Here is a 17,443-nt window from a genome sequence, read left to right on the forward strand (position 1 = left end):
GCGGGAGACCGACGTGGCCTAACGAGTGGTGCACATAACTTCGTACTCGGTGGTGCACTCACACGAGTACCTGGACAGTAGGTCTCGCGGTCGAAGGCGGGCGGCCTGCCGCCCCGGCTGCCCCGTCGAAGGCGGTGTGCCTGCTGATCGGCCGGAACAGGGATGACCGCACGAATTCCGCGCTTGCGCAGGTGCTTGCGGATGGCACGGGAGGAGTACGCCTTGTCGGCCAGGACGACGTCGGGGGTGGTGCGAGGCCGAGCACGCTGCCGGGGCACTCGCAGGCGGGCCATGACCTGCTCGAAGGCAGGCGCGTCACCGGCCTGCCCTGCGGTCAGGACGAACGCCAGAGGCCGGCAACGGCCGTCGGCCACCAGGTGGATCTTCGTGGTCAGTCCGCCGCGGGACCGGCCGATGGCGTGATCGTCCGGTTCGCCGAGCGGGGCCCCCTTTTACGAGCCCCGGCCGCGTGCTGGTGAGCGCGCACGATGGTGGAGTCCACCGAGACGGCCCAGTTGAGGTCTTCGTCGGCGTCGGCCTGAGCCATCAGCGCGGTGAACACTCGCTCCCAGGTGCCGTCGACTGCCCACATTCGCAGCCGGTTGTAGATGCCGCGCCAGTTGCCGTATTTCTCCGGCAGGTGGACCCATTGGGTTCCGGTCTGGAACTTGAAGGCGATCGCGTCGATCACCTCACGGTGGTCACGCCACCGACCACCCCGCCTCGGCGTTCGGTCCGGGAGCAACGGCTCGATCCGCGCCCACTGCGCGTCAGTCAACGGCACACCCGGACCAACGATCAGATGATCCAAACGAAACGGCCTAGCCGTCGCGCCCGACCGCCGCCTCAGTGCACAGGTGATGGACGCCCTGGTTTTCCGACTCGGTACCCACCTCGCCCTACGGCTGAGGACGTTCGGCTGCGGGACCTCCAGAGCTCCCACGGGAGTCGACCGCCACCGGCAAGGCAGACTGTCGGACGGTTTGCTCACAGTGCCGGTACCGGGAAGGGCAGGGACACCTTGGCACCCGTTTCCCGTGCCGGCGCCGGACTCGCGACCCGCACCACGGTCCGGGTCCGGCCACGGGCGAAGACGAAGACACGCAGCACCAGGAATCGCCCGATACCGGCGAGCCCGGCGGCGGTGAGGTAGACGACCTGCTCGTAGAGCGCTCCGGCCGACGGCTGCACGAGGTGCAGGACGAGCACCGCGGTGGAGGTCACCACATAGGCGGCTGTGGCCGACCCCGCGGACTGCCAGTGCTGGCGCCATCCGGCATGCCCCGCGCCGAAGGTGAAGCGTGCGTGGAGCTCTGTACTGAGGAGAGTCGAGGCGACGGTGATCAGAACATTCGCCACAGCCCAGGGCATCAGTCCGGCGAGCCCGGCCACGGCGGCGCTGGACGCGACCCCGACACCACCGCCGAACAGGACGAACCGGGCGAACGAGGCGAGGGGGCCAGAGGCGCCCGGGTTCCGTCGTGCCGCCGCCGTTTCGGCGTCCGCCCGTTCTGCATCCCACGCCTCGTCCGCTGCCCCTGGCGTCGCCTTTGGCAAGACCAGCGCCTTCATGGCGGTCCCTTTCGACTGAGAGTGCTGCTGGGCCTCTTGGCCAGCGGCTTCGCAGGCCGCTACGCTCGCACGCTCGTTGAACTTTGACATTACGACCGTACGACAATAAGCAGGGCGTGGGCGTGCGGACAAGGGTCTGACCAAACTTGGGATTATGACCGTACTCACATGTTTGGGTGAGTGAACAACCGCATGTCGACCAGCGACTCTGACACCTGCCGCTCGACCAGCACCCATACGGCACTCATGGCGGCGGCACCGGCGAAGCAGCCGATCGTGCAGTCAGGACCAGCCCCATCGGTGTCGGTGGCGATCGGCAGCAGAAGCAGCGCGAGAGTCGCGACGAGGATGAGGGTGCCAAGGATGTCGATTCGGCCACCGTTGGTGTGACGGGTGGCCAGCACAAGGGTCAGGACAGCGATGACGACGATGAGGGCGAGCCCGATGGCCAACCGGAACACGCTGCGGTAGTCGAGGGGAGCCCACTGTGAGCAGACCGGCGGCGACCAGGGGATGCCACTGCCGAAGGCGAACGCTCCACTGGCCATCGCCAGCGCCGCCGGAAGCCTCTGCGAGCGGGCCTCTTCGCTCAGGATGAACAAGGTGAGGGAGAAGATCGCGGGGCGGTGCCTTGCAACACCCGGCCGGTGATCAGCCACAGCAGGAAGCGCTTGGTGGCTGCCAGTACGGTGCCGACGATCAGCACTATGAGTCCAAGGGCTCGTAGCGGTAGGCCGCCAGCGAGTGGTGTCGCATGTCGTTGCCATCGCCCGCCCAGCACGTGCAAGGCGTGCCCGTTTCATTTTGGAGGTCAGCGGAGAGCACGCGACGCATGATTCAGCGACTCGGTGAACGTCTGGGTCGGGGCCCGGCTGGGGAATGGCCTTGAGTCTCCAGTGAGTGGAGACAGCAGAGTGGGGGACATGGACGTTACGACCCTCTACTCGATCGGGGAGCTTTCCCGGCGGACCGGCTTGTCTGTGAGGACCATCCGGTTCTACTCCGATTCGGGGGTGGTAGCGCCGACCACCCGTAGTCCCGCCGGTTATCGGCTCTACGACCTCGACGCACTGCTTCGTCTGGAGCTCCTGCGCACACTGCGCGAGCTGGGCATGGACCTGGCCACGATTCAACGGGTACTGGACCGCGAGCTGTCGGTTGCGGAGGTCGCCGCGGCGCACGCCGACGCCATGGACGTCCAGATCCGGGTGCTGCAATTGCGTCGGAGCGTTCTGCGAGTCGTGGCCAGACGCGGGTCCAGTCCCGAGGAGACCAAGCTCATGCACCGGCTCACGCAGTTGTCCGGCGAGGAACGCCGACGTTTGATCGACGATTTCGTGGACGGCACCTTCGGCACAGTGGATGCCGACCCGACCGCGGTGGCCATGGTTCGCGCTGCCACTCCCGACCTCCCCGATGATCCGACCAGCGAGCAGGTCGCCGCGTGGGTGGAGCTCGCCGAGCTGGTCGGCGACGAGGATTTCCGTGCCCGGATGCGCCGGACGGCCGTACGACAGGCCGCCGGGCGCCCGCTCGACATCGAATGCGATGCCGGCGAGGAACTGATGGAATTCACCCGTCAGAAGGTGGCCGAGGCCATGGAGTCGGGCATCGACCCGCTCAGCGACAGGGGCGCACCCGTCATCGATGACCTCGTGCACCGCTTCGCCGAGGTGCTCGCGCGCACCCCTGACACGGAATTCCGGGACTGGATGGCGCAACAGTTCGAAGAGGCGCACGATCCCAGGGTGGACCGGTACTGGCGGCTGGTGTGGATCGTCAACGGCTGGCAGGTAGTACCGAACCTGATCCCGGTGTACCCCTGGCTCATCCAGGCCCTGCGAAATGACCGTGACGCATAGTCACCGCAGTGGGCACGCCCCGGATCCCTGAATGAGTCCAGAGGATCGCCTGCGGACATGAGACGAGGGCGTCCAACGTCGATGTGTGACTAACGACCTGGACACCCTCGCAACGGCACTCCAGGCCCGGATTGACGACGAGTTGAAGGCTTTCACCGTGGCTGGCGCCGTGGCGGCCTGCCGTCGGAATCACGCCCACGCTCAGTGACGCCGAGCTGATCACGCTCGCGATCATGTCGGCGCTGCTCGGATACACCTCTGAGCGGCGCCGGCTTCGCCGCGTCGGGCGGGACTTCGGCCACCTGTTTCCCTACCTGCCCCAGCAGTCCGGCTACAACAAGCGGCTGCGCGCCGCGTTCTCACTGCTCACCAGCATGATCCGGATCGTGGCCCGCGAGACCTCACTGTGGAGCGACGATGTGTGGCTGGTCGACTCCACACCGGTCGGCTGCGTTGCTCCCGTGAGACGGCCAAACGCTCGGACCTGGCAGGCTGGGCCCAGTACGGCTACTGCGCATCACACTCGCGATACTTCTGGGGGCTGCGGCTGCACCTGGTGTGCACACTCGGCGGACTGCCGGTCCTGTTCGCACTCACCGGGGCCAAGGCGGACGAGCGCGAAACGCTGCGCGACATGCTCGATACCGCGCCAGACGTCCTCGCCGCTCACCCCGCGCAGACGATCATCGGGGACAAGAACTACTTCGGCCGCGAGTTCGAGCACGGCCTTGCCGAGCGTCACCTGAAGCTGCTGCGGCCAGCCCGCAAGGGGGAAGCCGAGCCGGCCGGGTCACACCTGTTCAAACCGCTGCGGCAGGTCATCGAGTCGATCAATCAGACCTTCAAGGGGCAGCTCAACCTGGAACGATACGGCGGCAAGAGCCCTGCAGGGGTGTCAGCCCGGGTCTTGTGCCGGATCCTCGCCCTCACAGCGGCGATCTGGCACAACGACCAAACTGGACAGCCCATCAAGCGATCACTCACGGCCTACGATCACTGACCGCAACAACACCTCTTGGACTCATTCATCTAGGGATGCGGTGCGTCAGACACACTGCCAGGTGTCCAGCAGGGCGAGAGCGTTGTTTATCCCCTGATCAAGCAGTTCATGGGCGAGTTGACTGTCGGTCAAGGCGCGCGAGAGCTGTAGTGTCCCGGCCATCAGGCCGAGGAGGCTGAGCGCCTTCACACGCGCTGAGGACGGGGCCTCGGGCGCCATGCGGGCGGCAATGCCGTCGATGAGGACCAGCACGCCGTCGGTGTACGCCTGCCTGGTTGTGTCGGTGCAGCGCCCGATCTCGTCGAGCAGAGCGGCGTTGGGGCAGCCGTCGCCAAGGCTGTCCCGGTGCAGGGGCGACAGGTATCCCCGCACAATCTGCTCGAGTCCGGCACGGCCAGGCGCGGCCCGCGCGACGACGCTCTCGGCCTGCGCCTTCAGCTGATCGGCGATTGCCGTGGTGACGAGGTCATCCTTGGATTCGAAGTGAGCGTAGAAGGCCCCATTGGTCAGCCCCGCGTCCTTCATGAGCGTCGAGACCCCCGAGCCGTCGATACCGTCTCGCTTGAACCGGCGGCCCGCCGTCTCGATGATCCGCCGCCTCGTCTCCGACTTGTGCTCTTTTCCGTACCGCACCACAGAACGCCCTCCATCGCCGATCGAAAGGACCGGTTGGCCTTCACTTACTTCACCATTCTATGGTATTGCGAACGTAATTCAAAGGGTCGACGGGGACGACGGCCGGCCACCTCGTCGCCAGTTGCCCCCTGCGGCAAGGGCGACGGGCGAGCGACGGGCCTTCATCGTGTGGGCAGTCGCAGGAACCTCACGGTCAGATGGAGCGAGGTGTACGCCATACCCTGCGGAAGGGTGGATTTGGACGGCGCAGCCCGCCGCCGAGTCGGACAGGGGGCGAGGATGCCGCCGTGGACGCTGCCGATCGGGTCGCAGTGCTCCTCGCCCGGTGTCAGCGAGAAAACCGCCCTGCCGGGCTCCACCTCCGAGGACAGCCCGGAGAAGGCTGTCCCCCGGGAAAGAGCATCGCGTTCGACAGACCGTGGGCGACGTGAAAGGAGCGCCGATCGGACGGCTCATGCCGTGCACGAGCACCAGCTGGAGTTGGAGAAGGCGATGCCGGCCCGGGTCGCGGCGAGCATCATCGCCTCGCGAGCCACGAGGTCTCCTGGCGGACGCGACTGACAACGAGAGTCGACAAGTCCTCTGACCTGCTCGTCGAAGCAGCTTGAGTTCACGGAGTTGAAAATGAGAGCGGGCCTGACCTGCTCTTGTCGAGTGACAGCGCGTTCGGCGCGACGGTTGGCACCCTGATCGCCCCTGCTGTTGGAGCTGACGGCGCTTCACGTCGATACAGGTGTAGGCGATGTGGAGGGCGCCCTCCGGTGTCTGCGCCATCGAGGGATTGGATTTGGTCCTCGCCGCACGAGAATGCGGTGCACGGTGGCTGGCGCGACCTTGACGCCATGCAGCCGCTTGAGGCCGACAGCGGAGCGAGCGGGTCCGTGCATGGTCTGCCGCCGCAACGCTTCTACCAGGTTCGCGATGTTCTCTCGGCTCCGGCCGGGGTTGCCGGCGGCCGGGAGGAGCGATCCAGCAGACTCTCTTCGCCGCGGGCTTGCCGGCGGGCTCACCACTCCGCCAGACAGCGGCCGGATATCCCGGCCTCAGCGGCGACGTGCGACGCGATCGGACGCCCAACGCCCACACGTTCGCATAATCGACGACGCCCTTGTGGTGTCAGCGAGGAATGGGGATGCCCGCGATATCGGCCCGCCGTAATCCCAGACGTAAGCACTCACCCGTTTCAGTCTGCACCTGGCCACGGACAATGACCCCGCGCCGAGGGCGCGCGACGTCAACGTGCAGCGTGATCGTTCCCAGGCGCGAGCCGATCGACCCAGACACTGGCACCCGGCCCGTGGCTCAGGCGGTCATCCGATTGAATTTGCGCACTTGCTTGTCGAAGGTCCCGGCGGGGACGATACGGCGCAGCACCTTGAGACGTGGGGCAAGCGAGCCGGCGGGATAGCTCAGCTTCGGCTTCTGGGCGGTAGCCGCCCGGACGACCACCTTGGCGATGGCGGCGGGATCGTCGCCGCCCCTGAGCTGCTCCTGCGTCACCTCGTCATAGATGGCCCGTTGGCGGGCGTATACCGGTACAGGAGTGTCAGCCTCCACCGAATTCGTGTCGAACGGGGTGTTGAGAGGGCCGGGCTGGACGCGCAGGACCCGAACGCCGTACTCGCGGACCTCGTGGTCCAGGGATTCGGAGTAGCCCTCGACCGCATGCTTGGTCGCGACGTAGACGGACATGAAGGGGTTGCCGACGAACCCACCCAAGGAGGAGATGTTGATGACGCGTCCGTGGCCTCGGCCGCGCATGTGCGGCAGGACGGCCTTGGTCATGCGCATGAGGCCGAAGACGTTCACATCGAACACGCGCTGCGCCTGAGCGACGGAGACTTCCTCGGCGGCGCCGTTGATGCCAAGCCCGGCATTGTTGACCAGAACATCGATCCGCCCGAACCGCTCGATCACCTGCTGGACGACGCTGTTCACCGAGTCGTCGCTGGTCACGTCGAGGGCGAGGAACGTCACACCGTTGCCAGGAGTACTCCCCGACGTCTTCCGGCTCGTCCCGACCACCTCGAACCCCGCCTTGGCGAGTGCTTGCGCTGTCGCCTTGCCGAGACCCGAGGACGCGCCCGTCACGAGTGCCACCGGCCGATTTGATGTCATCACTGCCTCCTGAAGCTGACTATCTTTGTAGTACGACCATACTGCCATGGGTTTCTGCTCAGCGCAATCCTGATCACGCTCTCCGGCATTCCGCACCTGCTCGGCCATGCACGTCCCTGGCCGCCGCGGACTCGAGCCCACGGCCGTCGGCCCCGCACTCGTCACCCACCGCACCTCTGCCGTCTACGAGGACACGCGAGAGAGGTGATCCGGACACCGTGCGAAATCGGTCGTCGCTGAACCTGCGCCCACAGTCCGCACAAACAGGGCGCCGGGCTTCGAGTGCCGCGGCTTCCTGTTCTTCGCGGCGCCGTACCCTTCCCCGGCGGCCTGTCGACGGTGGGCGAGAGGGGCGTCCCGGCGGGGTTGCCGATCGCGTCGGGCAGCCGCTTGCGGTGGTCGTGGCCGACGCCAGAACGAAGGCCCGGCCGGGCCCTGCTCCCCCAGCAACTCCGGCTCGGATAGCACCTCGCCGACAAGGCCCGCCGGGCCGGGGTGCCGTTCCTGGAAGTGGATCCGGCTTACACCTCGCAGCGCTGCCCGCGACGCGGGCACACCGAGCGGCCAACCGGCCCACCCGGGATCACTTCTGTTGTTGCCGGTGCGGCCTCGCTGGGCCCGCCGATGCCGTCGCCGGGGTCAACGTGCGCAACCGTGCACGCTCGGCGTGGGTGTTCGTCACCACACCGGTCCCCGCACCGGCCAGGCCGGACCGTGGGGAGATACGACCCGTGACCGTCAGGTCGCAGGGGGGAGTCGGGAGCGCGACAAGCGGTGAACGGCCGAATCCACAAACTCGGCCGTTCACCGCTGAGAAGGTGACAGGTGGCTCACCTGGGGAACGCAATCAGTGACACTGCTTACGAAGCGTCAACCGAGGTAGTCGGCCGAGTCGCCCCGGGCTCCGGCCGGGTGGAGGCCCCAGGACCGCACCTGTCCGCCGAGCAGGTCGACGCCCGCCAGAGGCGGGCGGAACATGGTCGTGTGTGGGACATGGCCGACCCCCTCTACGCCTTCCCAGCTCCCTCCACAGTCAGCACGATCTTGCCGGTGGTACGGCCGGTCTCCCCCAGGGCGTGGGCCCTGGCGGCCTCGGCGAGCGGGAAGGTGGCCTCGATGTGGACGCGCAGGGCGCCGGTCTCGACGAGGTCGGCGATGGCTTGCATGCCCGCGCGGTCCGCCTCGACGAGGAGACTCTCGAAGCGGACGCCCCGCTCGCCGAAGTCGGCCGTCTCGTCGGGGCCGACGGGTGCCACCGGAAGGATCGAGACGAGGGTGCCGCCCGGGCGCAGGACGGCGAGGGAGCGGGCGCGGCCGGCGGCGTCCAAGGAGACCGAGTCGAGGACCACGTCGACGTCCTTGACGGCCTCGGTGAAGTCGACCGTGTGGTAGTCGATGGCCTCGTCCACTCCCAGGGAACGCAGGAAGTCGTGCTTGGCGGCACTGGCGGTGCCGATGACGTAGGCGCCACGCGACTTGGCGATCTGGACGGCGAGATGGCCGACACCGCCGGCCGCCGCGTGGATGAAGACGCGCTGCCCGGGCTGGACATCGGCGGTGTCGACGAGTGCCTGGTAGGCGGTCAGGGCCGCGAGCGGCAGAGCGCCGGCCTGAACGTGGTCGATACCGGCGGGCTTGTGGACGAAGGCGCGGGCCGGGCCGGTCACGTACTCGGCGTGGGAGCCGACCCCGTGGGGGTAGGGCAGCATCCCGAAGACCTCGTCGCCCGGCTTGAACAGGGTGACACCGACGCCGACGGCCTCGACGACGCCGGAGACGTCCCAGCCCAGGATGAGGGGCAGGCCGTTGGCGGTCATGGGCTGGGCGCGGTTCCACCAGTCGGTCGGGTTGACGCCGGCCGCGCGAACGGCGATAAGGATCTCACTCAACCCCGGCTCGGGAAGGGGAAGTTCGACTTCCTTGAGTACCTCGGGGGAACCGTGGGTGTCCTGGCGGATGGCGCGCATGGTGGCGGTATCGGGATTCGTCATGCGTCCAGCGTCGCGGCCCGTCACTCCTCGACGCCATGGCATGAATGCCAACTTTCGACGGGATCACGCCATGGCGCCAGGGCGGAGGCAGGCGAAGGCGATCTACGAGTCACCGCCTGACGAGGCGGCGGCGCCTCAGGTGTGCTGCTCAGCGCCCGGCATGGCCTTCGCCGCTCAACGCGGACACGGCCCAGCCGGTCATGGTCGGCGGCGCCCCAGCTGCTGCCGGGTTGCCAGGCACCGGTGACCACGAGGCAGGCAGAGTGTCCACGTGCCGTGGCTCAGCTCTACAACGCCTGTGGTGCGGCCCGCTCCTGGCCGTAGCCGGACCTGTCGTCCGGCAAGTCTGCTCGTGCGAACCCGCCTCGTGAGACGACACGACATTCGGGTGCCGCCCGGGTCCCGGCGAGCCCCCATCCAGGCACTCGGCCACGGTCGGTCGGGGGCACACCTGGATCCGGAGACACGCAGGTTCCCGGCCATCCACGGTCGCCGCCACCCCTCGACCGACGGCAGGGAGGAGTCAGTCAGGCTTATCAGGTGATCAGCGGAAGCGCGTTGAACACGTGGTCTTGCCAGAGGCGGCGGGAGGCTTCCTCCGGGTAGGTGGTGGTCACCGGCTTCGTGTCGAGGATGCGCGTCGGGCGGTGCTCGGTGTCGTAGGCGGGCCAGCCCGGATCGCCGGTGGCCGCGAAGGAGGTCCAGGCGGCGCGGACCAGACCCGAAAGGGCGTCTGCCTCGTCGAGGTGCGCGGGGCCGATCAGTTCTCCGCCGAGGCCGCCGAACGTACCGAACACGAGCGGGATGCACAGCGCGTGACAGGCGCCCAGGGCACCGCCGTTCGCCGGTGCGGCCCAGGTGAGTTCGTAGAGGTGTGCCCGGCCGCCACCCGCCACCTGGGCTTCCGCGAGGTGCAGCGAGGGCATGCGGAAGAGCCAGTCGGACTGGACGAGCTCGAAGAGGCGCTCCGCCGGAGCATCGGGGAAGGCGGTGCGGTAGGCGTGCCCGGGGTCCGCGCCCGGCCCGAACGTGTGCAGCGCTGCGGCCGCCAGTTCCTCGCCGACCTGGCCGAGGAGCCCGCCCAGTGCCATGAAGAGGCGGTACTCGTCGCGGGTGTGCCCGATGATCAGCTCGACCTCGCGTGCGGCGCCGTCGGCGAGTGCCTGCCACGGTGCGGTCGGCAGGACTTCTCCGTCGACCACGGGCGAGTAGGCCGTCAGCGTGTGCGCGACCGGTCCCCAGCGGTCCGCGTACTGACTCATCCGGGCGCCGAGGGCAGCCCCCACCCCAGGGAGTTTGTGCGGATCCACCGCCGAGAGGTCGCTCACCGTGGGCCGCAGTCCGAGTTCGCCCGCCAGAGCGGTGGTGATGTCGGTGGCCAGCTCGTCGGAGAAGAAGGTGCCGGGCACGCTCTGTGCGATGGCCCGCCGGAACAGGCCTCGCGCACTCGGCATCGCCAGCAGCGCGGCGACGGACCCGGCGCCGGCTGATTCGCCGAACACGGTGACCTGACCGGGGTCGCCACCGAAGGCGGTGATGTTCTCCCGCACCCATGTCAGGGCCGCGACCTGGTCGAGCAGTCCGCGGTTCGCCGGCGCCCCCTCGATGCGGGCGAATCCCTCCATGCCGACTCGGTGGTTGAAGGTCACCACGACGAGATTCCCGTCACGGGCGAGCCGGCTGGGATCGTAGGCGGGGTCGTCGACGGAACCGAACTTGTAGGCCCCGCCGTAGATCCACACCATCACGGGGAGCTTCGCCGCCGGGTCCGGATCCGGTGTCCAGACATTGACGGTGAGCCAGTCCTCTCCTCCGGGCGTGGGAGTGGGTATGGCAGGGCTCAACGGCTCCTGCGGTGGCGGGGGACCGAACGCGAACGTCTCGCGCGTGCCCTCCCATCGCCGCACCGGGCGCGGCGCGGCGAAACGCAAGCTCCCCACGGGGGGTTCGGCGAACGGGATGCCCCGGAAGACCGCGAGACCGTCCTCGTGGCGGCCGCGCACGACGCCCCCCACGGTGGCGACGTCGGGAATCGGTTCTCTGGTCACGACACTCCTCACTGAGCTCTACCGACCGCCATGCGGTCGCGGTACGAGAACCAGGCGTCGGCTGCTGGTTCTGCGGGGTCGCGGACGACTGGACGGACAGGCGGAAAGGCCGCGCATCATCCTCCGGACCGTGCGGTCCGAAACCGCGGAAGCCGCCTGTCCGCGACGGGCGGGCACCTCAGGCGAGCGAGGTCCACACGCTCTTGACCTCCGTGTACGCGTCGATGGCTCCCGTGCCCATCTCCCGGCCCCAGCCGCTCGCCTTGAACCCACCCCAGGGGGCGGAGGCGTCCACGGGGTTGGGCATGTTGATGAACACCGTGCCCGCGCGGATGGAGCCCGCCACGCGGTGCGCCGCGCCCACGTCGCGGGTCCATACGGCCGCCGCCAAGCCGTACTCGGTGTCGTTGGCGCGGGCGACGGCCTCGTCCTCGTCGTCGTACGGCAGGACGGACAGCACCGGGCCGAAGATCTCCTCGCGGGCGATGCGCATGTCGTCCCGTACACCCGTGAACACGGTCGGCTGGTAGAAGAAGCCCGGCAGGTCGTCGACGGGGGACCCGCCGGCGAGCAGTTGGGCGCCTTCCTCGACCCCGCTGCGCACGAGTGCGTGGACGTGGTCACGGTGTTCGCCGGTGACCAGGGGGCCGAGTTCGGTGTCGGGCGCGCTGCCCGGGCCGAGTCGCATCCCGCTGACGGCCTTGGCACAGCGTTCGGCGAACTCGTCGGCGAGGGAGCGGTGGACGAGGAACCGGGTGTAGGCGGCGCACACCTGGCCGCTGTTGAGGAGCGCGCCCTGAAGACAGCCCGTCACGGCCGCGTCCAGGTCGGCGCCGGGCAGTACGAGGCTCGGTGCCTTGCCGCCGAGTTCGAGCGAGACGCGCTTGAGGTTGCCTGCGGAAGCCCGGACGATCTCCCTGCCGATCTCGGTCGAACCGGTGAAGGAGACCTTGTCCACGCCGGGGTGCTCCACGAGAGCCCGGCCGGCCTCGGGACCACCGGTCAGCAGGTTGACGACGCCGTCCGGCACACCGGCCGTACGGCACAACTCGACGAGCCGCACGGTGGTCATCGGGGTCTGTTCCGCGGGTTTGACGATCACGGTGTTCCCGCAGGCGAGGGCCGGCGCGATCTTCCAACTCGCGATCATGAGCGGGAAGTTCCACGGGGTGATCAGCGCGCACACTCCCACCGGCTCGCGCTTGGTGTACTGCAGCACGCCGGGGATGGACAGGGGCGCCGTCTCGCCGTAGATCTTGGTGACCCAGCCGGCGTAGTGGCGGAAGTGCTCGGCAGCGGTGGCGACGCTGACCGCCATGGAGACGCCGAGCGGCTGGCCCTGGTCGACCGTCTCCAACTCGGCCAGTTCCTCGGCGTGTTCTTCGATGAGGTCGCCTATGCGCCACAGGATCCGGGCGCGGGCGGCCGGGGTGAGTCCCGCCCACTCCGGGTTCTCGAAGGCGGCGCGGGCGGCCCGTACGGCCGCGTCGGCGTCCGCGGTCCCCGCCAGGGACACCTGGGCGTGGGGTTGCCCCGTCGCCGGGTCCAGGGTCTCGAACTCCGCGCCGGAGGCCGCGGCCTGCCACTCGCCACCGATGAAAAGGGTATTGGTCACAGCTGTGCTCCCAGGATGAGGTCGGCGCAGCGCTCGCCGATCATGACGGCAGGTGCGTGGGTGTTGCCGGAGGTGACGGAGGGCATGACGGAGGCGTCTGCGACGCGCAGCCCGGCCACGCCGTGTACCCGCAGCTGCGGATCGACGACCGCCGTCCGGTCGATGCCCATACGGCAGGTGCCCACCTGGTGGTGATAGCTGAGGAGGGTCCGCTTGATGTACGCGGCGACCTCCGCGTCCGTACGCACGTACGGTCCGGGTGCGACCTCGCGGGCCCGCCAGTCGCCCAGCGACTTCTCCTCGCCGATCTCCCGCACCTGCTGCACGGCCCGCACCATGGCCGCGAGGTCCGACGGCTCGGAGAAATAGCCAGGGTCCAGGGCGGGAGCCTGGGTGGGGTCGGCCGAGCGCAGCCGCAGGCGGCCCCGGCTGAGCGGACGGATCGTCCCGGCGAGGACGGAGAAGCCGTGGCCCTCTTCCGGGATGTTCATGTCGGGCACCGGCACTGGTACGTGAGACATCAGCGGCTGCAGGTCCGGCACGGACAGCGCCGGGTCGGACTTGGCGAAGTAGTGGGCCTCCAGTTTGTTGGCCGTGCCCTGCGGCACCGGCCTGGCCGACTCCCACACCACCGGAGCCAGGGTGTGGTCGTGCAGGTTCGCGCCCACTCCCGGCAGATCCGCGGTCATCCCGATCCCGAGGGTCCGCAGCTCGTCCGCGGGCCCGATCCCGCTGAGCAGGAGCAGCTGGGCCGATCCGATGGTGCCGCCGGACAGGATCACGTCGCCTTCGCAGCGGATCTCCGTCGTACGGCCCTCGCGCAGCAGCTCGACGCCCTGAGCCCGGCCGCCGTCCACCAGGACTCGCGTGACCGCCGTGCCGGTCATCACTGTCAGCAGCGCACTGTCGAGCACCGGCTCCACGAAGGCGGTCCACGCGCTGACGCGCTTGCCGTCGCGGATGTTGCGGTGCAGCAGGTTCACGCCGAGCTGGTCCTGGCCGTTGCAGTCGTCGTTGTACGCGATCCCGTAGTCCTGGCAGGCCTCCATGAAGGCGGTGGTCACCGGGTTCGGGGAGTGGTTCCGGCTGACGGGCAGCGGGCCGCCGGCCCCGTGGTAATACGACGCGCCGTCCTCGAAGTCCTCCGAGCGTTTGAAGTACGGCAGCACCTCGTCGTACGACCAGCCCGCAGCTCCCTGGTAGGCCCAGCTGTCGTAGTCGGCCCGGTTGCCTCGGACGTAGATCATGCCGTTCAGGGCGCTGGAGCCGCCGAGGACCTTGCCGCGCGGCCAGAAGACCTGGGTTCCGGAGGCGTGCAGTTGGCGTTCGGTGGTGTACGCGTGGTCCTGCGGGGAGTTCCACAGCTCCCACAGGCGCCCGGGGTCGTGGATGGCCGGGTTGTCGTCCCGGTCGCCCACCTCGATCAGCAGGACGGTCCGGCCGGCGTCCACGAGTCTGCGGGTGAGGGCACAGCCGCCGGAGCCGGCGCCCACCACGATGTGGTCGTAAACGGTGTGTGTTGCTCGCATGACGGGAGGGTCACAGGCCAACGGGTCGCCCGCTTGTGCCGTCGTGCACGGGCTGTTGCGGAGGCGGGCACAAACGGCTGTGTACGGGCGGACGCACCGGCCCTGTGGCCGGGCGCACGTTGCCCGTGCAGGCCTTGGGGGGCGACCTGGCAGCTTCGGTGGGCGGCCGGGCCGGACCGCGCGGGTGAACGGCTGGTCCGAGGCAGCACGCGACGGGCCAGGACCACCGAGGTGGTCCTGGCCCGTCGCGGGAGTCGCAGACAGGGGGCGAGTCAGGACACGGCGGCTTCGCTTGTGGTTCGCTCCGCAGCGTCGGCGCGAACCGCCGCCGCGTCCTTCCTGCGCAGGACGGCGGGAGCCGTCTCCTTCAGACCGAGCGCGAGCAGGACGACCAGCCCGGCACCCGCCGCCGAGATGTACATGGCCGTCTGAAGCCCCCAGTTGTCCGAGGCCCACCCGGCGATCACCGGAGCGAGGAAACCGCCGGCGAGCTCACCGATGCCCATCACCAGGCCCAGGGCGGTCGCCAGCGCGCCGCGGGGGACGGTCTCCGCGGGGATGGTCGCCATGAACAGGGTGAAGCAGCCGAGACCCGTGTACGTGAGCACGACCACCGCGCCGAGCACCACGGGGCTGCTCACATACACCACGGCCAGGGGGCAGAGCGCGGCCATCACCGTGAAGACGATCAGCGTGTTCTTGCGGCCGAACCGGTCCGAGACCCCCGGTGTGACGAAGCCCCACACGACCCACGCCACCCCGAGGCAGGTCACGACGCCGCTCATCGTCGCGGGTGAGAAGCCCTTGACCGAGGTCATGTAGACCGGCGCGAACGTGATGATGACGAAGAACCAGGTCATGTACGCGCAGGCGATCAGCACGCAGAGGATGATGTTGCGCTGCCGGAGGATGCTTCCGATGCTCGGCTTGGCCGCGGCATCCACGGGTTCCGCCACGGGTTCCGTCATCACAGGGCCACCCGGCGGTTCCTCGCGTACCGACCGCCAGATCCACAGGGCGAGCAGCAGGCCCGGGACGATGGTGATGCCGAACGCCAGTCGCCAGGTGTACTGCGTGGCGATCCACACCACCACGAGCGGGCAGAGGATGCCGCCCAGCAGTCCGGCCGAGGACCCCTGCAGCAGGCCCATGTTCAGCCCTCGCCGGTGTTCCTGTGACGCTTCCACCATCAGGGACTGCGACGCCGGCAGTACGGCGCCTTCCGCCAGCCCCATCAGTGCCCTGGCTCCCAGGAGCGCGGCGAATCCGGTGACCAGCCCGCTCGACGCCGAGAGGCAGGAGAAGAGCACCACCGCGATGATGATCACGGGCTTGCGACGGCCGAGCCGGTCGGACAGGCGTCCGGAGATCATTCCGGACAGGGCCCAGGTCAGCGCGAGGACTCCGGCGAGCGTGCCCAGGGCGGTGTTCGAGAGGGGGACGTCCTTGCTGATGAAGGGGACGAGGAAGAAGAGTGCCTGCCGGTCGAAGAAGACGAGGCCGAAGCCCAGGAAAAGGATGACGAGCAGCTTGTTCTCGTAGCGGCGGGCGTCGGGGCCGGCGCCGCTGAGCGGAGGGGACGCGGCGGATCGCTTTCTCAGCATGAGTGCCTCATTCGTCGGATGAGCGGGAGCCGGAGAGGCAGGAAGGGAGAGTGCCGTGGGGAGAAGAGACAGGGCGGGGCTGTCGATCAGCGCGGTGACGCTCTTCGGCCCTGGGGGAAGTCGGGACGTCAGCCCGTTCCTGTGTCTGTGGATGTTCCTGCGTAAGCCGCTCACTGGCGCCCGCAAGGCGGGCCCGTGAGGAGTGTGCGGCTCTCTCTCACGACCGGAGGGTGCACCTCGGGGACCCGCTCCGGCTTGCGTGATGGTGCACCGGCCCTTGCTGGGGCGGGCACGATCGGCAGATCCGGCCGCGTTCGGGACGTATGACGACAGGCAGCAAAAGAGCAGCGAGGCAAGACGCCGGAGAGCCCTGGCAGCGCGGACACCAGGGCTTTTCGGCAACGCGGTGCGCTGCGGTGCCAGGCCGCCGCGCGACCGGCCCGGGCATGATCCAAAGCCCCCTAAGCGCCCAGCGCCGTGCGCCCGGCTCCGCGTGCCTCCGACGGGCTCATGCCGTAGGCGCTCTTGAAGGCGTGGCTGAAGTGGGCGGGATCGGGAAAGCCCCAGCGGCTTCCGACGGTGGCGACGGGCATATGGGCGAGCGCGGGGTCCGCGAGGTCGCGCAGGCACTCGGCGAGGCGACGCTCCCGGAGCCAGCCCGAGACCGTGTATCCCCGCTCGGCCAGCAGCTTGTAGAGGAAGCGCCGCGAGATGTGGTGGGCGGCCGCGATGCGGTCGGGGCCGAGCCCCGGGTCGGAGAGCCGCTGCTCCATGTACGTGAGGATCCGCCGGGCCAGCAGCTCCCGCCCGTCGTCCTGCTGCGTCACGTGCACGGCGCACCGGTCCGAGAGCATCGCGCCGACCAGGTCGACCACGCTGTCCGCGAGCCGCTGCGTGCCGAGAGCGTCCAGTTGCCGCACCTGCCCGGCCAGTCCGCGCAGGAACGGATGCACCACGGGCCCCAGTCCGTCGCTGCACGACACGGTGGTGGCGATCATGCGGGTCAGGTCGCGCTCGGGCAGCCGGAGCATGACCCGCGGGAACATCAGCACGAGGGTGCGGTACGGCTGGTCGAAGTCGAGTGTGTACGGGTGCCGGGTGTCGTAGATGGCCAGCTCGCCCGGCTTGAGCAGGGCCTGGCGGTCCGCCTGGGTCAGCATGCACTGCCCGGCCAGCTGAAGACCCACCTTGACGAAATCGGCCGGGTCGGAGGTGATGTGCCTACGGGTGTGGGCGACGCCGTGCGGGTCCGCGGCCACGACAGACACCTGCACCGCGCCGAGCTGGGCGGTGTGCAGGGAGGCACGGAAGTCGGGAACCTCGCGCGGCAGCGCTTCCAGCGGCACGAAACTCTGGCCGACCACTTCTCGCCAGAACTCGAAGCGTCCTGCGGAGGTGTCGTCCGACGGGGTCGTCATCGAGGGCATGGGTCTCCTCTGCGGGCCCTTCGGCAAGCCGGCAGGTAGGC

Annotated in this window: 12 protein-coding genes and 3 pseudogenes; 3 read left to right on the top strand and 12 right to left on the bottom strand. The window is 68.9% G+C overall.

Going from position 1 to position 17,443, the window contains the following annotated elements:
• Window positions 1–77 precede the first annotated feature (77 nt).
• The 3 genes and pseudogenes from ACWBNA_RS32970 to ACWBNA_RS32980 form a co-directional block, all read right to left on the bottom strand.
• Window positions 78–991, bottom strand: a pseudogene (locus ACWBNA_RS32970) (IS5 family transposase); the annotation flags it as partial.
• Entirely contained in the window at window positions 988–1,572 is a 585-nt protein-coding gene (locus ACWBNA_RS32975) for a GtrA domain-containing protein (RefSeq protein ID WP_482708171.1), read from the bottom strand. The gene ACWBNA_RS32975 and the pseudogene ACWBNA_RS32970, both read right to left, overlap by 4 nt.
• 164 nt (window positions 1,573–1,736) lie before the next feature.
• Window positions 1,737–2,174, bottom strand: coding sequence for a hypothetical protein (locus ACWBNA_RS32980; RefSeq protein ID WP_482708172.1), 438 nt, complete (start codon window positions 2,172–2,174; stop codon window positions 1,737–1,739).
• A gap of 321 nt (window positions 2,175–2,495) precedes the next feature.
• Between ACWBNA_RS32980 and ACWBNA_RS32985 the strand changes: the two genes are divergently transcribed.
• Together ACWBNA_RS32985 and ACWBNA_RS32990 are read left to right on the top strand one after the other, a co-directional pair.
• Entirely contained in the window at window positions 2,496–3,434 is a 939-nt protein-coding gene (locus tag ACWBNA_RS32985) for a MerR family transcriptional regulator (RefSeq protein ID WP_482708260.1), read from the top strand.
• Between the two features lie 85 nt (window positions 3,435–3,519).
• Window positions 3,520–4,434, top strand: a pseudogene (locus ACWBNA_RS32990) (IS982 family transposase).
• A gap of 45 nt (window positions 4,435–4,479) precedes the next feature.
• On the opposite strand, the gene ACWBNA_RS32995 reads toward ACWBNA_RS32990, so the two are convergent.
• The 3 genes and pseudogenes from ACWBNA_RS32995 to ACWBNA_RS33005 all read right to left on the bottom strand — a co-directional run bounded on the left by ACWBNA_RS32995 (window position 4,480) and on the right by ACWBNA_RS33005 (window position 7,188).
• Window positions 4,480–5,070, bottom strand: a complete 591-nt coding sequence (locus ACWBNA_RS32995) for a TetR/AcrR family transcriptional regulator (protein ID WP_482708173.1) — start codon at window positions 5,068–5,070, stop codon at window positions 4,480–4,482.
• Between the two features lie 176 nt (window positions 5,071–5,246).
• A pseudogene (locus ACWBNA_RS33000) lies at window positions 5,247–5,432 on the bottom strand (PaaI family thioesterase); the annotation flags it as partial.
• 940 nt (window positions 5,433–6,372) lie between these two features.
• A complete protein-coding gene (locus ACWBNA_RS33005; protein WP_482708261.1) occupies window positions 6,373–7,188 on the bottom strand; it encodes an oxidoreductase in 816 nt (271 codons plus the stop codon).
• Window positions 7,189–7,698: 510 nt separating this feature from the next.
• Between ACWBNA_RS33005 and ACWBNA_RS33010 the strand changes: the two genes are divergently transcribed.
• Complete coding sequence (locus ACWBNA_RS33010; protein WP_482708174.1) at window positions 7,699–7,923, top strand: hypothetical protein; 225 nt, start codon at window positions 7,699–7,701, stop codon at window positions 7,921–7,923.
• Window positions 7,924–8,195: 272 nt separating this feature from the next.
• On the opposite strand, the gene ACWBNA_RS33015 is transcribed toward ACWBNA_RS33010, so the two are convergent.
• From ACWBNA_RS33015 to ACWBNA_RS33040, 6 genes are all read right to left on the bottom strand, one after another.
• On the bottom strand, window positions 8,196–9,155 hold the full coding sequence (locus ACWBNA_RS33015) for an NADP-dependent oxidoreductase (protein WP_482708262.1): 960 nt from the start codon (window positions 9,153–9,155) through the stop codon (window positions 8,196–8,198).
• 560 nt (window positions 9,156–9,715) lie between these two features.
• Window positions 9,716–11,227, bottom strand: a complete 1,512-nt coding sequence (locus ACWBNA_RS33020; RefSeq protein ID WP_482708175.1) for a carboxylesterase/lipase family protein — start codon at window positions 11,225–11,227, stop codon at window positions 9,716–9,718.
• A 178-nt stretch (window positions 11,228–11,405) separates the two neighbouring features.
• Window positions 11,406–12,842 carry an aldehyde dehydrogenase family protein gene (locus ACWBNA_RS33025; protein ID WP_482708176.1) on the bottom strand — a complete coding sequence of 479 codons (1,437 nt, stop codon included), beginning with the start codon at window positions 12,840–12,842 and terminating at the stop codon, window positions 11,406–11,408.
• Complete coding sequence (locus ACWBNA_RS33030; RefSeq protein WP_482708177.1) at window positions 12,839–14,371, bottom strand: GMC family oxidoreductase; 1,533 nt, start codon at window positions 14,369–14,371, stop codon at window positions 12,839–12,841. The genes ACWBNA_RS33025 and ACWBNA_RS33030 overlap by 4 nt, the downstream gene beginning before the upstream one ends.
• 272 nt (window positions 14,372–14,643) lie before the next feature.
• Window positions 14,644–15,975, bottom strand: coding sequence for an MFS transporter (locus ACWBNA_RS33035; RefSeq protein WP_482708178.1), 1,332 nt, complete (start codon window positions 15,973–15,975; stop codon window positions 14,644–14,646).
• 461 nt (window positions 15,976–16,436) lie between these two features.
• Window positions 16,437–17,402: an AraC-like ligand-binding domain-containing protein gene (locus ACWBNA_RS33040; protein WP_482708179.1), complete on the bottom strand. Its 966-nt coding sequence runs from the start codon at window positions 17,400–17,402 to the stop codon at window positions 16,437–16,439.
• Window positions 17,403–17,443 lie beyond the last annotated feature (41 nt).

This window comes from Streptomyces sp. Q2, from assembly GCF_056820935.1.